This window comes from Shewanella sp. MBTL60-112-B2 (assembly GCF_019655055.1).
In the GTDB taxonomy this organism is placed as follows: domain Bacteria; phylum Pseudomonadota; class Gammaproteobacteria; order Enterobacterales; family Shewanellaceae; genus Shewanella.
Window position 1 is genome coordinate 1 of record NZ_BPFA01000002.1, and the last position, 24,980, is coordinate 24,980.

Below are 24,980 nucleotides of genomic sequence, written 5' to 3' on the forward strand. Positions count from 1 at the left end.
GCGATATCAAGACCAATTGTAGTAATGTTCATAGTGGACCCGTCCTCTTTCTGATGAGTTTAAGCAACTACATCGTGGCCCATTGCGAGGCCGATTAAAAGTGGATGGGTCCATTCCATTATCCATGTGGTTTGCAACGAGTGAAGAGCATAGTTGAACTAGGGTTAAGCTCCCTCTTGTTCATTAAGTGTCGCAGCATCAGAACCGCTAAAACTCGCCATTCTGGAGCGTTTTTGGCTGCCTACTTCTGCGTTGAATAGCTTTATAAGGGAATAACCATTATTGCAGCTATTCGCCTTGAATTAGTTTGCCAAAAATCGCTCTGAGTAGATCAAATTCTTATACTGATTGGTATAACTAGAGCTTTTAAGGATTAGCTTTGCTTGACCAGCATCACAAGGACTTCGAAGTGGTCGGTATGCGGGAACATATCGAATAGCTGTACCTTCTGAATTCGGTATCCCTGAATATGGGCTAAATCTTTGGCTAAGGTGTGTGGATTGCAGCTCGAGTACAAAATCGCCTTAGGAGCAAAAGCTGATAGCGACTGACACAAGCTTTCGCCAATTCCGCGCCTTGGTGGGTTGACTATGACCACATCAGGTTTATCGGTAGCAGCACAACCTTGGGCAAAATCGGTAGAGTCTAGTGCGGTGAAATCTACTTGAGTCAGCCCCATTGCTTCAGCTGATAGCTTGGCACAGGTGATGGCCTCGGCGGAGATCTCAATACCCGTTAAAGCTATCTCTTTCGACGCACAGTGTAGGCCAAACCCTCCTACGCCGCAGAATAGATCCCAGAGTGCATTGGGCTTAAGTTCTGCTACCCAATCTCTTGCGGTTTGGTAAAGCTTTGCGGCTATTTCAGGATGAGTCTGAAAGAAGCTCTTAGGGCGAATAAACAAAGGCACATCGTTAAATTGCTCTGATAAGCGGGTCTCTTCGGTTAAGAAGATCTCCTCCTCTCCTTCGAGAATTGCCATATGCACTGGCTGAATGTTCACCGACACCACTTTGATTTGCGGGTACTCGTTTAATAGCTTAGGTAGCTCGCGCTCTATGCGCTCGATAGACTTATGAGACTTGAGCACAAAGCGTAGTAGGTATTCGCCTTTGATTTGACTACGGGTGAGTAGGATAAATTTAAGCTCACCCTTGGCTTTATCAACATTATAAGGCGGTATGCCAGCCTGGCGCACAAACAGTTCTAGACGATGCAGCAGCTGCTGCATATCGTCTGGATACAAGTTGCAATCACATAAGCTGACAGGCTCACCTGTCGGGGTAACGATCCCGAGGATTGGCTGATGAGCGGCGCCGAGTGCGACCATTTTGGCCTTATTGCGAAAACCACTATCTGGGCCAAATACAGGCTGGTGCCATTGCTCCACGTCAAAACCACTCAGTAGTTGGCTTAGCACTTGCGATTTAGCTTCAACTTGCGCTGACATGGGTTGTTTAATATGACGGCAAGAAAGACACTGCTGCTGATCAAAGTAGGCACATTTCACTGATTGGATTCTCTAAAGCGTTGGGACGATAAGTTTGCTGATTTGGCTAGAAACGTTTTTGGCTAACGGTAATAGCTTATCTGTAATGGAAAACCATACAGGCCGTATTTTAGTGCTTTTTCACTAAAAAATCGCCCCTGTAGTCCCCAGAGATTTTTGAGCATAGTTTTTAGATAGCAAAAGCGCAGCTTTCGCTGCGCTTAGAGTGCTATTTAGTGGCGGTTAGCCAATAGCAGGGGTGTGGCCACTGCGGGTATTTTGTAGGCTTTTAATCAGCATATAAATCGACGTCGTCGTTAACACTACAGCTAAGTAAGTGATCAACGAATGCGCTGAAGTACTGCTGTGCTCCGCGATAACAGGGCCAAATACCGAACCGACACTATAGCTAAGTAGCATTAACTCTGTCGCCGCGACAATTTTCTCTAATGCCATGGTCTCACAGGCGAGGGTAATGGCAATAGGGTAAAGTGCAAAGCAACTTGCACCGAGCAAGAAATAACAAGTAGTAACAAAAGGCACTGAGGTGCCATCGGCAATACCCACGATACCGATTGTCCCTAACAAGCAAAACAGCGCCATCAATAAGCTCTTGCTGATCCGAGTCGATAAATAGCTCACCAAAGGCTGCACTAACATGCCGCCTAGAATAATGATCGCCATTAAGAATGCTGTACGCTCGTTACTGGCAAATTGGCCATTAATATAGCTTGGCATTAAACCGTAAATTGGGCCTAACAACATGCCTGACACTAAGCAGCCAATAACCGCAGGTAGGCTGATTTTCTTAACTTCACGCAAGCTGATCTTCTGGTGCGCTAATGCTTCTGGCTGGCCTTTTTTAACTAAAAGTGGTGGCAAGATAGCTAACATCAATAGGCCGATAACCCAGTAAAATGGGGTATTACCATTGACGCCTAAAGGTCCAATCGCTAGCTGACCTAATGCACTGCCACCGTAAAGTGAGGTCATATATAAGCCTAAACGCTTAGCTCTTTGCTTAGCGTTGTCAGCCATGAGTAACCAGGATTCAACGACAACAAATACACCTGCAACGGCAAAGCCTGCGATAAAGCGGGCGAGCAACCACACGGTTGATGTCGGCACGGCAAGCATGGCGACAATCGTCAGAGTTAGCATAGCTAAGAACAGCATCAAAGATATTCGGTGACCAAGTTTAGCCACGATATTTTGAATACAAGTTGTGCCAACTAAAATACCTAAATAGAAGATGCTCGCTAACCATGCGACCAATGAACTATCCATGCCAAACGATGCCAATGACAGTGGAATTAGACTCATTAAGAAGCCAGATGCAATTGCGAAAAATGATAAACCAGCAACAGGTACGAACGTACTGTTTTTGTATGGTTGGCAGGCAGAATTTTCCACCTCTATCTCCTATTGGTTGATACTTTTTAAGGTTTGATTGTTGATTTGAGGATGCGGATTTTATGCTTTTAATATAGAAAGTAAAGCTTAATTTATATACAAGATGATAAAAAACAACTTTTTATCAAATAATTGTTTTATCTCTCTAATAATAAAGGTTTTAATTTTATTTGGTGTGGCGGGGTGTGTTAAGTTTGATAGCTTGTTTTACGCTATTATTATCCAGCTTGAATTAAGCCGGTATTTTGGCTTTTTAAAATGTTTTAACTACTGGTTATAGCGGTTAGGTGGGGGGATTAGGTTGGCATGGTTAAAAATGCAGGTTTAACGCCTGCATTTTCAACGTTTTTTAAGCAGTAATTAGTTTAATTGTAGAGCCACAATTTTCAGTGGGTGGTTACCATCAAACGAAGGAAAATCTTCGTGGCAATCTAACCAGCTGTGCCCCGTGACTTTACGGCCTTGTTTTTCAACGCAGCGCACTAAGCTGTTAAACCATTCATCGCGATCAACCTTGGCAACGTTATTACAGCACACGATAGTGCCACCAGCTTTAGTTGTGAGTAGTGCAGGCTTAAATAGACCCTGATAGTCATTAACTAAGTCGACAATACCAAATGGGCTCTTGGCGTACCTTGGTGGGTCGAGAAAAACTAGGTCAAATTGAGTCGCACTCAGTTTCGGGTAGGCTGGTAATTTTTGATTTCGGCGTCCGCCGACTTTGAGTCCGGCTAGTTGCCTTAAAGCGGGAAAGGCGTCACTTTGAATAAATTCACACACATCTTCAGCTTGGTTGAGTGAGGCATTTTTACGTCCAGCAGCCAAAGCAAAAGAAGAGAAGTCGACGTTAACCACGCGTTTAGCCCCACCAACAGCGGCAGCGGTGCCGATACCACAGGTATAGGAGAACAGGTTTAATACACTCTTACCTTGGCTATTCGCTGCTACGTATTCGCGACCGATGCGCATATCAAGAAATAGCAGGGGATCTTGGCCTTCATGACGTAGCTTGCTAGTAAATAGGATGCCATTTTCTTGCATTTGCTGTTCACTCTCAGCAAAGGCTTGTTGCTCCTCTGATAATCGGTTCAGCACTCGAGAGTTTTTGTCTGAACGATCGTTATAGATCACGGCGAGTTCGGCAACTTGGGTTAGCAGCTCTGTTACCTCTTTTAATTCATCAACTGTAAGCGATTGATGGAAACTTTGAATGAGCCATGCATTGCCGTAGCGATCAATATTGAGTCCATTACAGCCTTCAACCGTACCGTGGAATATGCGATAACAGTCAGTTTGCTGGGTTGCAGAGTGCTGTAAAAAATCTGCACGCTTAGCTATGGCTTGAGTCAATGCTTGAGTAAGAGTTAAAGCTGCAGGGTCCGATTTAGTGATCGACATAAATATTGGGCTCATTTGAAATACTGTCAGAGGCGACGGCGCTAATGATAGCAAAAATGTACCAATAAATACCCTCAATCTTACTGATAAGTCGATAGGAGTAGGCTAAGACTAGAGCTAAGATTAAGGCTAGAACTACTCGCTAATCAGGGCTGATACGATTTGACTCTAGGGGATAATTGGCGCACAAATATGCACTGATAGTAAATCTTGTGTCAGCGTGTTGTTAGGAGTTGCGGATGAAAGTGGTGTTAGTGCATGGCATTTTTAATACCGGGCAAGTGATGCGCGTGCTGCAAAGGCGGCTACAGCAAGCTGGCCGCCAGTGCTTTTCACCCACGATTAGCCCCTTCGATGGTCGCCATGGCATAGAGCATGCGGCAAAAGAGTTAGGCCAACAAATTGATGCAGTCTTCGGCGTCGACGCTAACATTGTGCTGGTGGGGTTTAGCATGGGAGGCATTGTCGGGCGCTATTACATGCAGCGGCTAAATGGTGCTCGGCGAGTGAGCCAGTTTTTCAGTTTGTCGACTCCCCACAACGGCAGTTACTTAGCTTATCTACCTTATCCGTCAAAAGGCATTAAACAACTCAGGCCTAACAGTGATTTGCTTGTTGAGCTTGCGAGATCGGAAGCGGTTTTAGAAGGGGTAAAGCTTTACTCTTACTGGACGCCAATCGATTTTACTATTGTCCCCAGCTCTAGCTCAGTTTGGCGAGCCGCCGACAATAAAAGTTTTATCATTATATTGCACCTGTCGGTGATTTTTAGCCGACGCATTGCACAAGCTATCTGCGATGAGATTGATAAATAATCCTTTAATTAGATACTAAGTGACTCGCTAGGTCGTTATAGCGTTAATATGAACATGGCTCTTAGGTTGCTTATGATCCCGGATTGCTGCGGATCAAGTTGAGCAATTAGTTGATACTTTCTCTGTGGTAAATGGCCAAGAAGTGCAGGTTCACTCACCAAAGTTAGCTAGCCGTAATTGAGTTACAAAAGGGTTTAGCATCTATTGCTAAACCCTTTTGTTAGGTGTTGGCCAAGTAAGCGCTATAACTCTTCGGTTACAGGTAAAGTCAGTCGAGCACAGCAGCCCTTAGGTGCTATGTCGATAAGGCTAAATTGCCATTGATAGCGCTGGCATAGGCTATCGACAATTAGTAGACCAAGGCCGTGACCATCTTCACTTTTGTTTTCTGACGAACTCAGTCCACGCCCCATATCGATAATCTCTATCTGTTTTTTATCTACGCTAATGGTGATTTCGCCCGAGTCACTGGCATTGATGGCATTACTAATCACATTGCCAAGTAGCATCCTGAGCACGGCGGGACTGGGTTTTATTAACGGCGCTTGTTTGAAGTCGAGAATGATGTGGATATTTTTAGCATTAGCTAACAGCACTAATGGAGCGATTATCTGTTCGACCTCTTTGAGTTCAAGAGCTCTATAGTCATTACTTGCTGTGCCTTTTTCCTGTTTAACTATGCTCAGCAATGCATCGACGGTATGTTGCATCTCAAAGGCGGCACGTTGGATCCTATCTCGCTGGCGAGCCTGAAACTCAGGGGCATCATTGTGCTCTTGCAGTTTAGCGGCTCCGCTAATGACGGTAATAGGAGTACGCAGCTCGTGGCTGGCATAGCGAGCAAAGGCCTGCTCCTGTTTTATCATTCGCTCATTTTGTTGGCGATAATCATTAAGGCTATTGGCAAGCTCACTAAATTCAGCTGCTGACTGTGGTGGTACATTAAAGGTCTTGTGGGCTGATGGCGATTTTAACTGTTTACTGAGTTGCTCCACGGGCTCGACTAATCGACGGCTCAGCTTATGAATGGCGAAGCCAAAAAGTAAGAAGAGCACGCCGATAAAGCTGAGAACAAATAGATTAATCGATTGCCATTCACTATCGCTTAGCTCCACGCTCTCAGAGGGCATGATGAGGTAGAGAGGCTGCATGGTACCGTCGAGTTCAAATTCGCTGCGGTAGAGGAACAGCTCTTTGTTTACCCCAAGCGAATCACTATCTACCAAGCTAAAATTAGCAATTTCGTGCAATAGCCCACTGGCATTGCGATCGACAACCTCACCTGAGAAACCGTTTGGAAATTGGCTTAAGTCACCATAGAGCTTTGGGATAAGTTCTGCTGAATAGTAGGCCTCAACATGCAGGCCTATTCGCAAGGGTTGTTTGGCGCCCTGCTGAAATAGACTGATGGCAAAGGGAGCGCTGGACTCGAGTTCATGTTGGTTGACCTCATCTTCAATCCATTGCATTAGGCTAAGCATAGATATATAGAGAGTCAGTCCTATCATTAAGGCAATACTACTGAAATAGATCAGCAGCTTTTGCGGTAGTTTGGATGCCGATGGCACGCGGTTGAGTAAGTGCTTTAGCAAATCTATTCTCCCAGCTGTAGCCTAAAGCCAATTTTAGGTACTGTGGCAAGCATTGGCTGCTTAAAGGGTTTATCGAGCTGATTGCGAAGCTGGTACATATGACTGCGTAAAATATCGCTACTCGGCGGTGTTTGTCCCCAGATTTCTTCAATAATTTGCTCGCGTTTAACGATGTTGGGGGCGCTCTTTATCAGTAGCAACAAGATCTGGTAAGTGATGGGGGTGAGCGCAAGCTGCATATTTTGTCTTGATGCCTGGTGTTTAGCGATATTGATTTCGATATCGCCAAACTTGAGCACCCCTTGGGCGACTTGGCCGCGGTGACGCTTTATTAAAGCCTGCACTCGGGCATCGACAACATCGAGATCAAAAGGCTTACCTAGGTAGTCGTCGGCGCCACAATCAAAACCCGTAAGCAGGTCGCTTTTATTATCTAATGCCGTGAGCATTAAGATAGGCGTGCTACATCCCAAAGACCGCAAAGCTTTACACAGACTTAGTCCATCGAGTTTAGGTAGCATCAAGTCGAGAATAATTGCATCGAAGTCAAAAGCTTGCGCTAGAGAAAGGCCTAGTTCACCGTTATTAGCAAAGTCGAGTTCCATCCCTTTGGCTTCAAAGTAGTCGCCAAGGATCCCTGCTACATCGCTGTTGTCTTCAATAATCAGTAGTTTAATTGTCATTGCTTTAGGCTCATCACGGCATTTATAAGGTCGATTTTAGCATTTTTATGTGGAAAAAATGTCAATGACATTTTGTTCACTCCCACTTAGGCATACTAACTAAAAATAAGCCATTGCAGGATAAAACATGTCGTACTCCTCACCCGCTCAAACAAATGATCATACAGAGATCTGCCTGTCTGTTGTCGTGCCCTTATTTAATGAATCCAAAATGATAAAGCCGTTAATTGAACGCTTAACGGCGGTGCTTTCAAGGCTTGAAGATAGCAGTGAAATCGTGTTTGTCGATGACGGTAGTAGTGATGACTCTTGGTTACAGGTGAGTCAATTACCGCTCGTAGATAATGAATATCAGTGTATTAAGTTAAGCCGTAACTTTGGTAAAGAGGCGGCGATGTCGGCAGGGATCGAGCACGCCAGAGGTTTGGTGGTGATCATGCTGGATGCCGATTTGCAAGACCCACCAGAATTGATCCCGCAGATGTTGGCGCAGTGGCGAGCAGGGTACGATATCGTCAATATGAAGCGCAGAAAACGATTGGGAGAGACTTGGTTTAAACGTTTTTCTGCTGCTTGTTTCTATCGTTTGATGAATTGGGTATCTGACTCGCCAGTGCCTGAAAATGTTGGCGACTTCCGTTTAATGAGTCGTCAGGTGATTGACAGCATTAAAGCGCTGCCGGAGCGAAACCGTTTTATGAAGGGCCTGTTTAGTTGGCCCGGTTTTTCGCAAAAAACCTTAGAGTTTGACCGTGACCCACGTTTTATCGGGGAAACCAAGTGGAACTACGGCAAGTTGTTTGGTCTGGCGATGGATGGCATCACCTCTTTTAGCTTTAAACCTCTGAGATTGGCGACCTGGTGTGGAGTGATAACAGCATTATGCGCCTTTGGCTATGGTGGCTGGATAGTGATTCAGACCTTGATGTTTGGCGGCAGTGTTGCGGGTTACCCGTCACTGATGGTGGTGCAACTTGCCCTCGCGGGGATCCAGCTGTTAGCGCTTGGGTTGATTGGTGAGTATTTAGGGCGAGTGTTTGTAGAGGTGAAACAAAGGCCTCTGTACTTAATTGAAGAGGTTGCTCACCGAGAGTCTTTAGCACAAGTAAAGGCTAGAAATAGCGATGCAAAACTGGCTAATGTGAGCTACTTGGGGGCTAAATAATGTTGAGTATGCGCGATAGTCAAAAGGGGTTAGCGGTACTCTTGATTGTGGTTCTCACTCGGTTATTTCTATTGCCTTGGTATCCACTTATGGACACCACCGAGGCGCGATACGGCGAGATGGCGCGCCTGATGGTAGAGACGGGCAACTGGGTTACTCCACTGTTTGATTATAATGTACCGTTTTGGGGCAAGCCTCCTCTGCATACCTGGATGAGTGCAAGCTCTTTAGCTGTGTTGGGTAGCAATGAGTTTGCTGTGCGTTTTCCGCATTGGCTAGCAGCGATGTTTACCCTCGCGGTTGAGGGTTACTTTGCCAAGCGTCTACGTTTACCGGTTATGCAGGTGTTAATCATCTTGGCTTCTACTGTGGTGTTTACTATCAGTGCTGGCGCGGTAATGACGGATATGGCCCTTACCCTTGGACTCACCCTCGCTATGTGCGGATTTTATCTGTGCTGGCAAGGGGACAAGCTGTGGGGATATATTGCTTTTAGTGGACTCGCGATTGGCCTGCTTGCTAAAGGACCAGTGGCATTAGTCTTGTTCGCTATAGGCGCTGGGCTTTGGCTGAGCTGGCGCTATGGTCCGCACAAGAATGGCCCGATAAAAATGTGGCAGCTGTTATGGCAGCGAACACCGCTGGTGACGGGCACACTGCTGATGCTGGCGATTGCACTGCCTTGGTATGTGATGGCGGAGCGAGCGACTCCCGGCTTTTTAAATTACTTTATTGTGGGAGAACATTGGTCTCGTTTTGTCGATAGTGGTTGGACTGGCGATCTCTATGGTTCGGCGCATGATGAAGTTAGGGGGACGATTTGGGTGTACTTTGTTGTAGCAGCTATGCCTTGGTCACTGTTTCTACCTAGGGCAATTTATAAGCTAGTTAAACAGTCTAAAGCAGCAGCGACAGTGACCGGTAAAGGGGCGGAAGAAGGGCTGGCTAGCTACCTTATTTGCTGGATGCTAGCTCCTATGCTGCTATTTACTCTCGCGGGGAATATTCTTCCTGCTTACGTGTTGCCCGGGATCCCAGGCTTAGCTTTACTACTCGGTTTAGCATGGCGTAATAGCCGACTACCTGGGCTAAATATTATCGCCTTATGCATTCCTGCATTGTTATTGATCACCGTGGTTGTGCTGAACTTTGGGCCAGGGAAAGATAAGAGCGAGCGTTGGTTGCTGTCCCAGCGTAGCCAAGCTTTAGCGACATATTACTGGCAGAATCAACCGTTTTCGGCGCGTTTCTATAGCGCAGGTCAAGCAGATAAAATTGACCATTTAGATGAGGTGAACTCCAAGACAGACTATTACTTAGTCGCTAGCAACAGCTTACTTGCAGAGCCTAGCTTCTCTCACTGTGGTGAAGTGGCGCGAAATAAATATCGAGGGCTACTACTGTGTCATCGAGATTAGCCACTTTATCAGTACCCAGCTTGGAATCAATATGGCTTAAGCATGGGCAAGGCATACGCTTTTTACTGGTTGGTGGTGCAGTATTCGTATTTGATGCTGCGTTGTTTTATGGCTTGCTTAACGGATTTGAACTGCCCTTAATGCTTGCCCGTTGCTGTGCTTTTGTTTGTGCTGTCATCGTGTCTTGGCTGGCTAACCGCTGTTGGACTTTTGGCGAACGCAAACAAGCACCCAAATCTAAGCAGTTACTGATGTCTGTTGTCGTTTCAAGTCTAGGGGCATCGGTAAATTTAATGGTTTTCTATCTATGCTCCACGATGTTAAGCAATAGCCCGTTTAATACCTTGCTTAGTTTTAGCCTAGGCATATTGGCGGGGCTTTTCATCAATTGGTTCGGTGCTAACCGTTGGACTTTTAAGGCTGCTGCGGTTGAATAATTCTCAAAATGGCCAAGCTTATGTTACAAACTGTTAACTAGTGGTTTTACTCTTGCTCGAAAACCGCTAGTTTCACACTCTGGAGTAATAATGCTGAGGTAGTGGCTATGATGGGGTGTTTTAATATGAGATCGAGTTTAAACAGAAGCGGGGCAGCCTTGTTGGTGCTCAGTGCTATATTGCCACAGTCCGCTTTAGCGGCCTCGGAGGCAGCATTAAGTTTTACTGAGTCGACTATTGATGCGCCTTTTGAGCTGACTCACCCAATCATTGCTGCTGACTTGTTACCTGAGCCCGGTAAAGAGTTGGTGGTATTTGGTGTCGATGACTTAAGTTATCGTTGGATGGCCATTTACGCCTTTGATAAGGGACAATACCAACTGGCAATGAAGCGAGAGCTTCCTCAAGAGTTACACAGTTTCGATATCACAGAGTCTACAGCTGGTGAATTGCAGCAATTGTACTTCCTATCTCAAGATGAGCTTAAGCTCTTAGTCAGCAAGGAAAATAGCTCTGAGCTATATATTGAAACCGTGGCCAAGATTAATTCGTTATCTTTTAAAGACCGTCCCGACTTTATCAGTCGCGGTGAGTTTATTAAGGATCTTAATGGCGATAATAGTGATGACATCTTGATCCATGACTTCAATCAAGTGCATTTATTTCTAGCGGCAGAGCAAGGCTTTAAGCGTCAATCTCTGCCAATTAAGCCACAATCTCGATTATTTGATGATGGCGCCACCTATACCCAATCTAAACTCTATGTGTCAGACATCAACTTAGATGGCTTGGTGGATATCGTTAAGATAGGTGAGGGCGAGTTAGAGGTTTATAAGCAGACGCAGGCTAAAGACTTCAATCCCATTGCCGCGTTTATTTCAGTGCGTCAGCCCATTAGTGGGGTGGATTGGTGGAATAAACGCGATGCCTTTGGAGAGCAATTAGATCAGAGTGAACTGGTTTATCGTAAGGTAGAGCAGCTTAAAGATCTCAACGCCGATGGCATTACCGATATGGTGATCCGCTATACCAAAAGCAGCGGGGTGTTCGACAGGGTAAATGACTATGAGATCTATCTCGGCGAAAACAACAAGGGGTTGTTAGCTTTCCCTAAAGAGGCTAGCAGTGTGATCCGGGCTGAAGGCACTTTAACTGGGTTAGAATTTGTCGATATTGACAGTGATGATAAAGATGAAGTGATGGTCGCGGGCTTTGATATCGGTGTGTCGCAGATTATAGGTGCGTTGCTTTCGGGCAGTATCGACCAAGATGTGCACCTGTTTAAGATGGATTCTACAGGTCGTTTTAGCGACGATTCCAACGTGACAAAAGAAGTGGAGCTTAACTTTAGCTTTAGCTCGGGACAAGCTGGTAGTCCTGTGGTTAAACTTGCTGATGTAAATGGTGATGGGCTAAAAGATCTGTTGCTGTCAGAGGATGAGTCGACTTTAAAAGTCTATTTAGGTAAGCGTGGTGATTCGTTGTTTAGCCGCTCTCCCCAAGAGCATGAGCTGAAACTGCCAGTCGAAGGCGGCATGCTGAAGGCGGAGGATTTAAACGGTGATGGCAGAGAAGACCTGCTGATCAAGTATGGCCGCCAAGACGATAAAAAGCTCTCTAGGCAGTTTAAAGTGCTACTAGCCAGCTAGCTATTCCTTGCATTGAAAACTGTAAAAGCGACCCTAATCGGGTCGTTTTTTTTGAGATAAAATTATCTCTATATTTTTTTATTAACTCACACTAATTTACAAAGCTATTCATATCCTTGCCGTTAATTTCAATGTCTGACAGTTCTTGACGCAAATCACGGGTCATAAGAAGTGCGATTATTACCATTAAGGAAGATAGATGAAATTAACAACATGGCGAAATATAAGTTTGTCGGTGCTCATGTCAACACTTGTTGCTTGTAGTTCTGATGACAACGGATCCACGAGCGATAGTAGTTATATCCAATACTATAATGCCTCCCCCAATAGCACTTCAACGGTATTAGTTTTAGATGACTACGGTTACTCGGAGGTCAGCTTTTCTGATGCTTTACCTCGGTATGAATATGGAACGGGCTTGAGTGAACTTGAGATTACTGGGCTCGATGCCTCGGGTGAGGAGTTGACTCTTTATCAAGCGAGCGTAGAGCTTGCCAATACCGACAACCATCTATTTATGCTTGTGGGCGACTATAGTGAACCTGAGCTGCTTGATATTGTCTATCGCCGTAGCGAGATGGATGAGCTTAATAGTGATGAAAGTGGTGACTACAGCAAGATGCAAGTGCTCGTAGCCCATGCTGCGATGGGGGAGTCGAGCTTTGATGTATATTTTGGTAAACCAGCAGAAGGGTTTAGTTCGGCGACTATGCTGGCATCGCTCAGTTATAAAAGCTATAGCAACGAGCAGATGTTTGATACTGGCGAGTATGTACTGTATCTGACTGAGAGTGGCAAAACCGCCCCCATCTTTACCACGGCCACGCTGGAGTTGACAGCTAACACGGTATACAAGTTAATTGTCCGTAATAGCTTCGGTCCAGGAGTGCCAAAGCTTACGGTTGATAATGTCGACTCAACCGGGAGCCCTGAGCAATATAGTAATATTGATGCTAACGCCGAATACCGGCTATTTAATGGATTAACTAACACAGATATGATCAACGCTGAGCTAGTGAGCCATCAGGAGTCACAGTATCTGTATGAACTCAGTCAGAATCAACTAACAGAGTTTAAGGCGATAGGTTACAACGACTATGGGGTTAGCATTTCAGACAGTGCAACCAGTGATGTGCTAGCCAATAACCTACTGGTCACTTTCAATCAGGATGAAAGTAAGTCCATTGTGCTTTATGAGGATGAGTTAGGTGAAACAAAGGGGATGACGATTACCCATGATCATCGACCTAGAGCTTTTGAACATCAGATTAACCTTGCTAATCTAGTTGCTGACTTTGATGAACTGACCATCTATTTTGTGCGCTCGAGTGAGACTATAGAATCGGCTGAATATAAGCTTTCAGGGTTAGCCTTTACAGAGCTGGGGAATATTAGTTTACCCTCTGATGACTATGAAATAAGCGTCGTATTTAAAGACGACAATGACACGTTAACTTTAGTGTATCAATCGGATGTGGTGCCGTTTAGCCAAGCGGGGAATTACACCATGGTACTTAATAGCGACGACAGCCAACCTCTGGGTTATCGACTCACTACTTTTCAGTAGTTTGCATTGAACTCATAATGGGGTGCAGAGGCGAAATTCACATTAAGCGTATTTTATTTATATAGAGTTAGCGCGTTAATTTTTTGATTTCGTTTGGCGAAAAATAGTGTTTTCCGCCTCTGCTAACAGGGTACAGCCTGTTAATTTTTAGCGGCGACGCATTAACTGTTTTATGCGTAACCCTAGCAGTTTTGTCTGCTGAATAATGGGCAGTGAGCTTTTGATTGATTGCGGCTCGCTTTCATTGACTATCTGGTAAACCGTTTTAGTCGAAAGGCCATAATCTTTGGCTACATCTGATAATAGACGGCCTTTGTTTTTGACTTCATTAATCACTTTGAGGTTAAGGTTCATGGCATCCATCGGTATTCTCTCTATAAATTCTAATGTTTAAACATCAGTAGTTTGTACGTCTTTGAGCGTGGTGACGGATTTCCCTTGCCAGGGCGGAAAAGCTTGGCCCTGTCGTGACTCTCTGAGCATGGTTATTAATTTATTTTTATTACCAGCGAGTACTCAATAATGAGTATGCTTAAGCTGTGCCAACTTATCTATATGCATTAAATCATTATATTTCATGTGGTTAAAACCTGTAGTGCTAGCCTTTGGCTGAATTTCTCGAGAATCCTGCCCTAAAGTGGTGCACTGTGCACGATAGTGGTGCGTAGGCGGCGCGTGAAGTTGTCATCTCAGTGCTTATTTTTAAACCACTTAGAAGCTAGGCCATTGTCTAATTCACAGTGGTTTATATACTGCTAAAAAAATACAACTTATTTGTAGTCGCTTTTGTGACAGACAAAAGCAGTTAGGAGTGGTACACATGAGCGTTAAATCTAGTTCTATTCTTGCTGGTGGCCTTATCGCCGCCATGATGGTGTCTGGTTGCCAGACAACCAATCCTTATACCAACGAATCTCAAAATGGCAAAGCCACTAACGGTGCTTTGATTGGAGCTATTGCTGGTGCGGCGATAGGCGTTGCGTCATCAAGCAAAAGTGATCGCGGTAAAGGCGCCCTGATTGGTGCGGCATCTGGTGCGGCTTTAGGTGGCGGTATTGGCTATTATATGGATGTGCAGGAAGCCGAGCTTCGTAAGCAGCTGCAATCATCTGGCGTAAGCGTTACCCGTAGTGGCGATAATATTATTCTTAATATGCCAAATGACGTGACTTTTGGTGTGGATCAAACAGACTTGAGCCAACGTGCCCAGCAAGTGTTAAACAGTGTGGTGCTGGTGGCGCTTGAATATGATGAGACCAAGCTAAATGTGATGGGCCATACCGACAGCTCTGGTGCGGAGTCATATAACTTAAGATTGTCGCAAGTGCGTGCCAGTGAAGTGGCAAACTACCTAACACGTCAGAAGGTGCCTGCTCAGCGCGTGGCTTCTCATGGTATGGGCGAGTCAAAGCCAATCGCTTCTAATGAAACTAAACAAGGCCGTGCTGAAAATCGTCGTGTAGAGATTATCTTAAGCCCAATGCCAAACGCTTAACTATTTAGTTGCGCGATTCATGAAGCCACCCAAGCGTGGCTTTTTTGTTGTCCGCTTTATGAAGTTGATTGCCATGCTTTTATGAGTGGGACTATTTGTCTTTGCTATCCTTGGAGGGGGTGACTTAAGTCTCGGGGTTACTCTCTTGATACAAGCCACAGGGGTTAAGCCATTGTTATTCTTCAGCAGATGCTTTTTCATTGGGCAAAACCTTAATTCACCTGTGTGATAATAAATACTAACCATGGAAAAAATGATGAAAAAATGGATCCTCGTTTCGCTTTTAAGCCTACCTTTTGCGGTCAACGCCGAGCCTATTGAGCTGAGAGCCGCTGGCAGTTTAAAAAATGCCATGAATGATATTGTGACGGCTTACCAGCAAGCCTCAAACAAAGATGTTAATGCCGAGTTTGGGCCTTCAGGTTTGCTTCGAAAACGCATCGAGGATGGTGAAAAAGTGGGTGTGTTTGCGTCGGCAAATATGAAGCACCCACAGACATTACAGTCAGCGGGTCAAGGTGATAATGTGGTGATGTTTGCCCGCAATCAGATGTGCGCCCTTGCGCAGCCAAATGTAAAGATAGATAGTGAAGGTTTACTCGCTGTGATGCTCAATCCCGATGTGCGCGTGGGCACCTCTACACCAAAAGCTGATCCGTCTGGGGACTATGCGTGGAAAATCTTTGCTAAGGCTGACCATTTACAAGCTGGAGCCACTGGCAAGCTGGAAGCTAAAGCTTTGCAGCTCACAGGTGGCGAGAATAGTGCTAAAGCACCAAAAGGTCGTAATACCTATGGCTGGGTAATGGAGAACAAGCGTGCAGATGTTTTCCTGACTTACTGCACCAATGCTGTGCTGGCGCAAAAAGAGGTGAAAGAGCTGCAAGTTGTGCAGATGCCGGCGCCCTTGGCTGTTGGTGCTAACTATGGTTTGATTGTACTCGATGATGCTCAGCCGGATGCCTGGAAGCTGGCGATGTTTATTCTGTCTGAGCCAGGTCAGACGATCCTCGCTGATTACGGATTTGATGCACCACTTAAGCAATAGCAGATAGCAAACAGGGTACTGCAGATCACTAATGGAAGTTATATTAGAGAAACTCGATAACTTTCAAAGATAGGAATGAACCACAAAGGACACGAAGAGCCCAGTTTGTACTGGGCTCTTCGTTTTTATAATGGGGCTTGGGCTGAACTTACCGGCATTGCTAAGATAGCGGCCTTTTATACAGGTTTAGTTCATTAAGAAAATAGTCGCTAAACCAAGGAAGGCAAACAGACCAATAACATCGGTCACTGTGGTTAACACCATGCCGCCAGCGAGTGCTGGGTCGATGTTCATCTTCTTTAAAATGAGAGGAATACTGGCTCCTGCTAGTCCTGCAACTGTCATATTGATTAGCATGGCCCCCGCAATCAAGCCTCCCAAGGCGATATCACCTTTCCATATCCAAACAGCGGCAAAAACTAAAATGGACCACAGCAAGCCATTAAGGAAGCCAATGGCAAGCTCTTTACCAATCAGCCAGCGGGAGTTACTTTGGCCGATTTGACCGAGCGCAATACCCCGAATAACCAATGCCAAAGTTTGGTTACCTGCGACCCCGCCCATACTGGGCACAATCGTCATCAAAATCGCGATAGTAGCAAATTGCTCAATGGTGCCTTCGAACATATTACTAACTGAGGCCGCGAGTAAGGCTGCAAATAAGTTAACGGTTAACCAGAGTGAACGGCGGAAAGTACTTTTTAGTACCGGGCCAAAGGTATCGGTATCGTCATCCATACCTGCCATACCCATCATTGAGTGTTCGGCATCTTCACGAATAACGTCGACCACATCATCGATGGTAATACGGCCAAGCAGCTTGTCGTTTTCATCGATAACGGGAGCTGACATCCAGTCATGGCGCTCAAACAATTGCGCGACTTCACTGTCTGACATGCCTACCGGGATCGCTTCAAGATCTGACATCATGATTTCACGTACTGAAGCATTTGGGTCGCAAGTCAGAAGATCGGCAATTCGTACCCCACCTAGAACACGATCGTGTTTATCAACAACATAAAGCATATCGGTGGCATCGGGCAGTTCACCGCGAATTCTTAAATAGCGCAGTATTACATCGATATTGACGTCAGGCCGTAAGGTGACTGTATCGGTATTCATTAAACTACCAGCGGTGTCATCTGGGTATGACAGAGCTTGTTCGACTCGAACTCTGTCTTGCTTACTCATAGACTGCAGAACTTGTTTAAATACGCTATCTGGCAGGCTACGTAAAATATAGGCCAAGTCATCGGTGTCCATATTTGCGGCCGCTTTAGCGACGCGCTCAGGACTCATCTGGGTGATCAGACTATCTTTCAGCTCTTCTCCAAGTTCATCGAGAATTTCACCTGTGTGTTCTTGGTCAATCAGTTGCCATAGCACTTGACGGGTGCGAGGTGGAGAAGATTCGAGAATAAAAGCAATATCTGAAGCTGCCATATCCTGCAACATATTACGGACATGGACAAACATACCGCTGCCCAATGCTTTTGTTAGCTGATTGAGGCGTTGATCTGTTGTTTCATTGTCTAAGACTTCAATCGGCATGGCTCCCTCACAGGGTAGTTTTAAAGGCGCTTATCATAACTTAAGTGCTGGATATTGGTGTGTGATAGCTGACTTAGTAACTTAGTTAATAACTAAGGAAATAATGGTTATTAATTATCTTCGTCAAACTTAGCGTTAATTAGCTGACAAATGGCATCGAGCGCCTTTTGTGCATCGGTTCCCGTAGCAAGCAGTTGTACGGTCTTGCCCATGCCAGTTTCTAACATTAATAAGCCTAGTACACTCGTCGCTGAAGCTTGTTTTTCACCTTGGATAATGGTGACCTCTGCATCAAACTCAGAGGCTAACACAACCAGTTTGGTTGCGGCGCGAGCATGAAGGCCAAGCTTATTGCAGATGGTGACTTCACGCTTAATGGTTGGCATTAGTTAGCTCACGATGGCGGGCATTGACCTTATGCTTAGTTTTTTTGAAATGTGCCGCGAGGCGCTCAGTGATATACACCGAACGGTGCTGTCCACCTGTACAGCCAATCGCGATGGTCAGATAGCTGCGGTTATTACGTTCTAGATCAGGTAAACAGCTTTCGAGTAGCTCTTCAATTTGCTTAATAAATAGATTGACTCGAGGACGTTCGTTTAAGAAATCTTGTACTGGCTTATCTAGGCCTGTCATTGGCCGAAGATCTGGCTCCCAGTGTGGGTTTGGTAAAAAGCGCACATCAAACATAAAGTCGGCTTCAATTGGCATACCATGCTTAAAGCCAAATGACTCAAAGTTGATCATCAGTTCTTTATCAAGGTTACCTAGCAAGATCTCACGCACCTGATCGTTAAGGTCGTAGATGTTTAAGCTTGAGGTATCGATATAATGATCGACGATATTAGCAAGCGGTTCGAGCAAGCGGCCCTCTAACTCAATCGCCTCTTTTAGCGATACATTATCGTGAGATAAAGGATGCAGGCGGCGTGTTTCGTTATAGCGCTTAAGCAGCACTTCATCGGTAGAGTTGAGGAAAAAGCTTAGCAGTTCGACGCCATCAGGCAGAAAGGTAAGGTGCTTAGTCAGCTCACTCTCTTTCTCTGGAAGATTACGAATATCGACGCTGATCGCGACAAATTGAGTGTTACTCGACAACTCTTTTAGCAAAGTGCCCATCATAGGCAAAGGCAGATTATCGACACAATAGTAGCCGAGATCTTCTAGCATTCTTAATAGAACAGATTTGCCTGAGCCGGAGCGACCAGAGACTAAAACAAGCTTCATCGTATGACTACCTGATTGAGGTTAAACTAAGTGTTTGGGTTTTGTGACGATTCTGTATAAGTGTATAGATTAACTTTTTTAAGACCGAAAGCAAGAAATTGAGCAGATGATTATCAGAAATAATATTGCTGTAATAATTACTTAGGTCTTTAGAATCATCGCTGAAAAGCTAATTTCAGCGGCTATTCTAAAGACCTGAGTAAGACTCTAGTATGAACTTAGTAAGACGTTACTGGGTAATGACTTGGTATAGCTCTGATTCATTACTGGTTTTTCTCAACTGCTTAATTACTGCTTTATCGTTGAGTTTTTCAGCCATTAACGACAGTGTTGCTAAATGTTGTTCACACTGATCTGATGGCACCAATAGCGCAAATAGAATGTCGACAGGTTGTTTATCGATAGCGTCGAATGCGATTGGATCTTCACACTTAACTAAAACCGCAACTGGGCGCTCAATATTTGTCAGCCTTCCGTGAGGAATCGCTATACCGTTACCTATACCCGTGCTACCCATTTTTTCTCTCGCCAACAGACTTTCAAAAATCTCTTGTGAAGAAAGGGTAGGGTACTGGACAGCGGCAATATCACTGATTAACTCCAATACCTTTTTCTTACTGCCCGGAGTGGCGCAGGTAGTGCACTCCGGCTGCAGGATGGTACTTAGTTCCATCGTTAGTGTTTAATTAGCTTCTCTTTGTGTTTAATAACCTGACGGTCGAGCTTATCGATCAGGGAGTCAATTGCGGCATACATATCCGCATGTTCCGAAGTGGCAAATACTTCCCCTTTTTTAAGGTGAATTTTGGCTTCGGCAATCTGTTGCATTTTTTGTACATTCAAAATAACGTGCACATTATTGATCTGATCGAAATGTCGTTCAAGCTTTGTGAATTTCTCTTCCACATAACCGCGAAGTGAATCGGTAATTTCGACGTGATGTCCTGTCAGGTTGATTTGCATATATCGATCCTCCAAGTGCCTAATTTTGAGTTATAAACTCTTACGTTGGTTTGAGGGGGGGATCAGCATCGCTTCTCGATATTTAGCTATCGTACGTCTAGCAACTTTAATCCCTTGTTCTGCCAAAAGTTGCGCCATTTTGCTATCGCTTAATGGTTTCTTCTGGTTTTCAGCTGCGACTAACTTCTTAATGAATGCTCTGATTGCGGTCGATGAACACTCGCCACCATCGTCGGTTCCGACATGGCTAGAGAAGAAGTACTTTAGTTCAAAAATACCTCTCGGGGTGTGCATATACTTTTGCGTAGTAACACGCGAAATGGTCGATTCGTGCATTTCAACTGCTTCGGCAATATCGTTGAGTACCATTGGTTTCATGGCCTCTTCGCCATATTCGAAAAAACCTTGTTGGAACTTAACGATACAGTTGGTCACCTTCAACAAGGTGTCATTACGACTTTCGAGACTCTTGATAAACCACTTTGCTTCTTGCAGGTGACCACGAATAAATTGGCCATCGGCCTGATTAGTGGTGCTGCGTGCCATAGATGCATAATGTTGGTTAACATTAATCTTAGGCATGTAATCTGGATTAAGCTCAACCACCCAGCGGCCTTTTTTCTTGCAGACTGAAACGTCAGGAATAACATACTCGTCTTTACTACGAGCAATCGCTAGGCCTGGTCTTGGGTTTAGGGTTTGGATCAAGGTTATTGCATCACGAAGCTCATCTTCTTTGAGCTTAGTCTTACGCATTAACTGCCTAAAATCGCGACCTGCGATAAGATCTAAATAGTCTTTGATCAGCAATCTTGCGTTTTCAATATGCGGCGTATCGGCGGCATATTGCGCTAGCTGGATCAGTAAACATTCACTGAGGTTACGCGCGGCAACTCCAATAGGGTCAAAATGCTGGATACGCTTTAATACTGCTTCGACTTCGTCAAGCTCAGTTTCAGGATCGCCCATAGCCTCTAAAATATCGTCGCAACTTTGGGTTAGGTAGCCACGTTCGTCGATGGCGTCGATAATCGCAGTAGCGATTGCAAGATCGTTATCTGAAAACGGTGTGAGGTTCTTCTGCCACTCTAAATGCTCGTATAAGCCTTCGCTGGTTTCACCTTGAAATGGCATATCGTCTTCACGACTGACTCCAGAGCTGGAGTTTGATGAAACGGTATAAACTTCATCCCAGGTGGTGTCCATTGGTAACTCATCTGGCATGGAGTCTTGGGTGAGGGCATCGGAGGTTTCAACGCTAGCGCTATCTTGGATGAGTTCACTATTGGTATCGTTTGATGATTGGTCTTCGTTGTCGCCTAAATCACCGTCCGACTGCTCTTCATCTAATTCCAGCAGCGGATTAGAATCTAATGCTTGTTGGATCTCTTGTTGCAGCTCTAAAGAAGACAGTTGCAACAGGCGAATAGCTTGTTGTAACTGTGGAGTCATGGTGAGCTGTTGACCCATTTTGAGCTGGAGTGACGCTTTCATTTTACCGCTATTCCCTACACTGTAGTTAAACGTTAAAGCTCGCTGAACTGGCGAAAGAAGCTTGAAAACTCAACACGTTGATTTTATTTGGAAGTAAATCCATATTGAGTTTATAAGCTTCCATACTGTGAATTAACTATAGCCTGAATTGTTCACCTAAGTACACTGCTCGAACCTGTTGGTTGTCTAAGATTTCAGCAGGTGTACCTTCGGCAATGAGATTTCCGTGGCTTACGATATAAGCGTGCTCACAAACGTCTAATGTTTCGCGAACATTGTGATCTGTGATCAGTACGCCTAGGCCGCGGCTCTTAAGTTGCTCAATAATCTTTTTAATATCGATAACTGAAATCGGATCGACACCGGCGAACGGCTCATCTAATAAAATAAACTTTGGATTAGCCGCCAGTGCTCTGGCAATTTCAACTCGGCGTCGTTCACCACCGGATAATGCCATACCTTGGCTGTCGCGAATGTGGGTGATGTGGAATTCTTCGAGTAAGTGTTCTAGTTGCTCTTCACGTTGCTCGTTATTGATATCGTTACGGGTTTGTAATACCGCCATGATATTGTCACGCACCGACAGTTTTCTAAAAATACTGGCTTCTTGCGGCAAGTAGCCAATACCTTTACGGGCGCGAAGATGCATGGGATCTAGGGTGAGATCGTCGTCATCGATAAAGATCTTACCTTTATCACTCTGTACTAGGCCGACCACCATGTAAAAGGTTGTTGTTTTACCTGCACCGTTAGGGCCGAGTAGACCAACAATTTGTCCAGTCTTTACGGTAAGGCTAACATCTTGTACTACGGCACGGTTTTTATAGCTTTTAGCAAGATTAGCCGCTTTTAAGGTAATTTGGGTCATTGCTGTTCCTGCTTATTCACTGGCGCGTCAGGCTTATCTTCTTGGTAGGCTTCAGGTTGAATAATAGTGATAACTCTGTCATCGCCCTTACCAGTACTTTCAGCAATAAGCTGTTGCAGGCTAATGTTGTACTTAATGCGGTTACCTGTGACTTGGCTGCCGTCTTGCTCAAGAGTTGCATCACCCACTAAGGTGAGTGTGCGGGTTGCAAGTTCATAGCGGATCTCTTTTGCGCTAGCGGTTGCTGGACGACCATCTTCCATCATTTGGGTATAGGTGGCAGGGTTACCCGTTGCGACAAGTGTTTTACCGCTCTTATCTGCTTTTGAAAATACACGTAATTCATCGGCATTCATCTTAATTGAGCCCTGAGTCACTTCAACCGGGCCAAAAAAGATAACCTGATTATTTTTTATGTCGGCTTCTTGGCTTGCCGCTGCAATTTTCACTTCTTGCAATAAATCATCGACTTTAGCGACAGAGCTGAAACTTAGCAGGCAAAAAAGGCCTGCAAGGATAGATTGATTGTATTTCATAGTGTCCTTCTACTCAGCTAGGGTAATTCGTCTAGATAGCATGAGTGTAAAAATGTTCAATTTATGAGTGTTATTTAGCTTCGTAGATGCCTTCAACTTGGCTTACAAGCTTAACACTCTGGGCATTCAGGTCGGCGTATAAGCCTAAACCTTGAATGACGAATTCATTGCCTTTAACGTGGATCATTTCATCAGAGGTCATGATCATGGTATTCAAATCTAGCTCTAAATAGCTGGTGCTTAACGTCTGAATAGGCTCTTCAGGGCTTATTGAGTCGATCATAACATTGTTTTCTAAACTGACTTTGCCAGTGATATTATTATGGCTGCCTTTGGCGCTTTGTAGGCGCCATTGGGCCTGTCCGTCATCAGGATAGATAAGGTAAACAGGCTCAGTAAAATAGGTCATATTGATGCTATCAAAATGCTCCATGTGTTTAGCTGATACCTTGCTGTTGACTAACCCTAACTCGTTATATTCGATACTGCGTAGATCATCGATGATATAGTCGGGTCGTTGGCTCATATCGATATCCAGCTCTTGTTCGCTTTTTTTAGACTGTACCTGCCAATAAAGCAGAAGTGCAGTGCCAAAAAAAGCGATAATCGCTAGGGTAACGCGGTTCATATACTCATCCCATGGGCAGAGTCAAACTTGTCTTGGCTTAACAGCAGTAAGTCGGTTAGCTCTCTAAGGGCACCGTGACCACCTCTAATATAAGTCGTCATTTTAGCGTGTTGTTTCACGTAAGGGTGGCCATCTGCAACGCATACCGATAAACCCACCTGCTGCATAACCGGTAAGTCCACCATGTCATCACCAATATAGGCGACTTCTTCAGGGCTGACATTATAAAGTGCCAGTAACTCCTGATAGGGAGCCAGCTTATTGTCGACTCCTTGATAGATATGAGTGACGCCAAGCGCGGTAAATCTGTCTTCGACTATCTGCGATTTACGGCCAGTAATAATCGCTACCTGTATGCCGCTAGTGAGTACCGAGCGCACACCATAACCATCACGTGTATGGAAGGTTTTAAGCTCTTCACCGCTATTACTCATGTACACTAAGCCGTCAGAAAAAACGCCGTCAACATCGCAAACCAGTAGTTTGATCTTGCTTGCCGCTTGCCAAACATCATCGCTAATGGGTCCGTAGAAGCCTTGGTGAGACATATTAAATTACTCCCGCTTTGACCATATCGAGCATGTTTAATGCGCCAACAGGTTGCTGTTTGTCATTAATGACCACCAAACCGTTAATGCTCTTGGTATCCATGACTTTTAACGCTTCTGCCGCCAATACGTTTTCGGTAATGGTCACGCAACCTTTAGTCATCACATCGGCAATCGGTGTGGTTCTTAAATTAACATCTGCATCGATAACCCGGCGTAGATCGCCATCGGTAAAAATGCCGACTAAGGTGTTATCTGTGTCAACGACAGCAGTCATGCCTAAGCCTTTCTTAGAGATCTCGTATAAGGCATCTGTGATGCAGATATCATCTTGTACACTCGGTAGCTCATCGCCTTTATGCATCACATCACTTACTTTTAGCAGTAACTTACGACCTAGGCTACCGCCAGGGTGTGACAGTGCGAAGTCGTCTTGAGTAAAGCCGCGCGCTTGCAGTAATGCAACAGCAAGAGCATCGCCCATCACTAAGGTTGCCGTAGTGCTTGACGTTGGTGCTAATCCTAATGGACAAGCCTCCTCAGGCACTTCGATGCAAAGGTGTAGTTGTGCGAGCTTGGCCATATTGGAATCTGGCTTACCCGTTACCGAGATCATAGGTAATCCCATGCGCTTAATTACCGGCATCAGGGTTAAGATTTCGCTCGATTCGCCAGAGTTCGAAATCGCAAGTACGATATCATTTTCACTGAGTACGCCAAGATCGCCATGGCTAGCTTCACCAGGGTGAACAAAAAATGCAGGCGTACCTGTACTGGCTAATGTGGCAGAGATCTTATTGCCGATATGACCTGACTTACCCATGCCCATCACGATAACTTTACCAGTACATTGCAATATTAATTGGCAAGCCTGGGCAAATTCTGAAGAGTCGATGTACTGGTACAGATTATCGAGTGCTTGTTTCTCGATATCGATAACCTTAGTACCCCATTGGCGTAGTTGATTCTCATCTACCATTTCTTGGTCTCTCTTTA

Annotated in this window: 25 protein-coding genes; 8 read left to right on the top strand and 17 right to left on the bottom strand. The window is 45.0% G+C overall.

The window, feature by feature from the left end; genetic code table 11:
* Positions 1-373 precede the first annotated feature (373 nt).
* The 3 genes from rlmC to K5Q73_RS01245 all read right to left on the bottom strand — a co-directional run bounded on the left by rlmC (position 374) and on the right by K5Q73_RS01245 (position 4,300).
* On the bottom strand, positions 374-1,510 hold the full coding sequence (gene rlmC, locus K5Q73_RS01235; RefSeq protein ID WP_220765265.1) for a 23S rRNA (uracil(747)-C(5))-methyltransferase RlmC: 1,137 nt from the start codon (positions 1,508-1,510) through the stop codon (positions 374-376).
* 222 nt (positions 1,511-1,732) lie between these two features.
* On the bottom strand, positions 1,733-2,902 hold the full coding sequence (locus tag K5Q73_RS01240) for an MFS transporter (RefSeq protein WP_220765264.1): 1,170 nt from the start codon (positions 2,900-2,902) through the stop codon (positions 1,733-1,735).
* 360 nt (positions 2,903-3,262) lie between these two features.
* Entirely contained in the window at positions 3,263-4,300 is a 1,038-nt protein-coding gene (locus K5Q73_RS01245) for a class I SAM-dependent rRNA methyltransferase (RefSeq protein WP_220765263.1), read from the bottom strand.
* Between the two features lie 239 nt (positions 4,301-4,539).
* Here K5Q73_RS01245 and K5Q73_RS01250 point away from each other — a divergent pair, with 239 nt between their 5' ends.
* Complete coding sequence (locus tag K5Q73_RS01250) at positions 4,540-5,115, top strand: lipase (protein WP_220765262.1); 576 nt, start codon at positions 4,540-4,542, stop codon at positions 5,113-5,115.
* 242 nt (positions 5,116-5,357) lie between these two features.
* On the opposite strand, the gene K5Q73_RS01255 is transcribed toward K5Q73_RS01250, so the two are convergent.
* Positions 5,358-6,707 carry a HAMP domain-containing sensor histidine kinase gene (locus K5Q73_RS01255; protein ID WP_220765261.1) on the bottom strand — a complete coding sequence of 450 codons (1,350 nt, stop codon included), beginning with the start codon at positions 6,705-6,707 and terminating at the stop codon, positions 5,358-5,360.
* Between the two features lie 2 nt (positions 6,708-6,709).
* The gene (locus K5Q73_RS01260) at positions 6,710-7,390 is read right to left on the bottom strand and encodes a response regulator transcription factor (RefSeq protein ID WP_220765260.1); all 681 of its coding nucleotides are present in this window, start codon (positions 7,388-7,390) and stop codon (positions 6,710-6,712) included.
* A 127-nt stretch (positions 7,391-7,517) separates the two neighbouring features.
* Between K5Q73_RS01260 and K5Q73_RS01265 the strand changes: the two genes are divergently transcribed.
* The 5 genes from K5Q73_RS01265 (at position 7,518) to K5Q73_RS01285 (ending at position 13,626) form a co-directional block, all read left to right on the top strand.
* Positions 7,518-8,555 (top strand): glycosyltransferase family 2 protein, encoded by a 1,038-nt coding sequence (locus tag K5Q73_RS01265; protein WP_220765259.1) that lies wholly within the window; start codon positions 7,518-7,520, stop codon positions 8,553-8,555.
* Positions 8,555-9,973 (top strand): glycosyltransferase family 39 protein, encoded by a 1,419-nt coding sequence (locus tag K5Q73_RS01270; protein WP_220765258.1) that lies wholly within the window; start codon positions 8,555-8,557, stop codon positions 9,971-9,973. The genes K5Q73_RS01265 and K5Q73_RS01270 overlap by 1 nt, the downstream gene beginning before the upstream one ends.
* Positions 9,958-10,410: a GtrA family protein gene (locus K5Q73_RS01275; RefSeq protein WP_220765257.1), complete on the top strand. Its 453-nt coding sequence runs from the start codon at positions 9,958-9,960 to the stop codon at positions 10,408-10,410. The genes K5Q73_RS01270 and K5Q73_RS01275 overlap by 16 nt, the downstream gene beginning before the upstream one ends.
* A gap of 125 nt (positions 10,411-10,535) precedes the next feature.
* Entirely contained in the window at positions 10,536-12,059 is a 1,524-nt protein-coding gene (locus K5Q73_RS01280) for an FG-GAP repeat domain-containing protein (protein ID WP_374706783.1), read from the top strand.
* Positions 12,060-12,258: 199 nt separating this feature from the next.
* The gene (locus tag K5Q73_RS01285; RefSeq protein WP_220765256.1) at positions 12,259-13,626 is read left to right on the top strand and encodes a DUF4397 domain-containing protein; all 1,368 of its coding nucleotides are present in this window, start codon (positions 12,259-12,261) and stop codon (positions 13,624-13,626) included.
* 147 nt (positions 13,627-13,773) lie between these two features.
* Here K5Q73_RS01285 and K5Q73_RS01290 read toward each other — a convergent pair whose 3' ends face one another.
* Positions 13,774-13,989: a transposase gene (locus K5Q73_RS01290; RefSeq protein WP_259650824.1), complete on the bottom strand. Its 216-nt coding sequence runs from the start codon at positions 13,987-13,989 to the stop codon at positions 13,774-13,776.
* A gap of 457 nt (positions 13,990-14,446) precedes the next feature.
* On the opposite strand from K5Q73_RS01290, the gene K5Q73_RS01295 reads away from it, so the two are divergent.
* Both K5Q73_RS01295 and K5Q73_RS01300 read left to right on the top strand, forming a co-directional pair.
* Positions 14,447-15,121 carry an OmpA family protein gene (locus K5Q73_RS01295; protein WP_220765255.1) on the top strand — a complete coding sequence of 225 codons (675 nt, stop codon included), beginning with the start codon at positions 14,447-14,449 and terminating at the stop codon, positions 15,119-15,121.
* A gap of 253 nt (positions 15,122-15,374) precedes the next feature.
* Entirely contained in the window at positions 15,375-16,169 is a 795-nt protein-coding gene (locus tag K5Q73_RS01300; RefSeq protein ID WP_374706784.1) for a molybdate ABC transporter substrate-binding protein, read from the top strand.
* Positions 16,170-16,355: 186 nt separating this feature from the next.
* Here K5Q73_RS01300 and mgtE read toward each other — a convergent pair whose 3' ends face one another.
* The 11 genes from mgtE to K5Q73_RS01355 form a co-directional block, all read right to left on the bottom strand.
* A complete protein-coding gene (mgtE, locus tag K5Q73_RS01305) occupies positions 16,356-17,720 on the bottom strand; it encodes a magnesium transporter (protein ID WP_220765253.1) in 1,365 nt (454 codons plus the stop codon).
* A gap of 110 nt (positions 17,721-17,830) precedes the next feature.
* Entirely contained in the window at positions 17,831-18,106 is a 276-nt protein-coding gene (locus K5Q73_RS01310; RefSeq protein WP_220765252.1) for an HPr family phosphocarrier protein, read from the bottom strand.
* Complete coding sequence (gene rapZ, locus K5Q73_RS01315; protein ID WP_220765251.1) at positions 18,093-18,947, bottom strand: RNase adapter RapZ; 855 nt, start codon at positions 18,945-18,947, stop codon at positions 18,093-18,095. Before rapZ ends, K5Q73_RS01310 begins: the two co-directional genes overlap by 14 nt.
* Positions 18,948-19,176: 229 nt before the next feature.
* Positions 19,177-19,620 (bottom strand): PTS IIA-like nitrogen regulatory protein PtsN, encoded by a 444-nt coding sequence (gene ptsN, locus K5Q73_RS01320; RefSeq protein WP_220765250.1) that lies wholly within the window; start codon positions 19,618-19,620, stop codon positions 19,177-19,179.
* Between the two features lie 2 nt (positions 19,621-19,622).
* The gene (hpf, locus tag K5Q73_RS01325) at positions 19,623-19,910 is read right to left on the bottom strand and encodes a ribosome hibernation promoting factor (protein ID WP_220765249.1); all 288 of its coding nucleotides are present in this window, start codon (positions 19,908-19,910) and stop codon (positions 19,623-19,625) included.
* Positions 19,911-19,940: 30 nt separating this feature from the next.
* Positions 19,941-21,404 carry an RNA polymerase factor sigma-54 gene (locus tag K5Q73_RS01330; protein ID WP_220765248.1) on the bottom strand — a complete coding sequence of 488 codons (1,464 nt, stop codon included), beginning with the start codon at positions 21,402-21,404 and terminating at the stop codon, positions 19,941-19,943.
* A gap of 136 nt (positions 21,405-21,540) precedes the next feature.
* Positions 21,541-22,272 (bottom strand): LPS export ABC transporter ATP-binding protein, encoded by a 732-nt coding sequence (lptB, locus tag K5Q73_RS01335; protein ID WP_220765247.1) that lies wholly within the window; start codon positions 22,270-22,272, stop codon positions 21,541-21,543.
* The gene (gene lptA / locus K5Q73_RS01340) at positions 22,269-22,808 is read right to left on the bottom strand and encodes a lipopolysaccharide transport periplasmic protein LptA (RefSeq protein ID WP_220765246.1); all 540 of its coding nucleotides are present in this window, start codon (positions 22,806-22,808) and stop codon (positions 22,269-22,271) included. Before lptA ends, lptB begins: the two co-directional genes overlap by 4 nt.
* A 70-nt stretch (positions 22,809-22,878) precedes the next feature.
* Positions 22,879-23,436 carry an LPS export ABC transporter periplasmic protein LptC gene (gene lptC / locus K5Q73_RS01345; protein ID WP_220765245.1) on the bottom strand — a complete coding sequence of 186 codons (558 nt, stop codon included), beginning with the start codon at positions 23,434-23,436 and terminating at the stop codon, positions 22,879-22,881.
* The gene (gene kdsC, locus K5Q73_RS01350) at positions 23,433-23,984 is read right to left on the bottom strand and encodes a 3-deoxy-manno-octulosonate-8-phosphatase KdsC (protein WP_220765244.1); all 552 of its coding nucleotides are present in this window, start codon (positions 23,982-23,984) and stop codon (positions 23,433-23,435) included. Before kdsC ends, lptC begins: the two co-directional genes overlap by 4 nt.
* Position 23,985: 1 nt before the next feature.
* Positions 23,986-24,963 (bottom strand): KpsF/GutQ family sugar-phosphate isomerase, encoded by a 978-nt coding sequence (locus K5Q73_RS01355; protein WP_220765243.1) that lies wholly within the window; start codon positions 24,961-24,963, stop codon positions 23,986-23,988.
* Positions 24,964-24,980 lie beyond the last annotated feature (17 nt).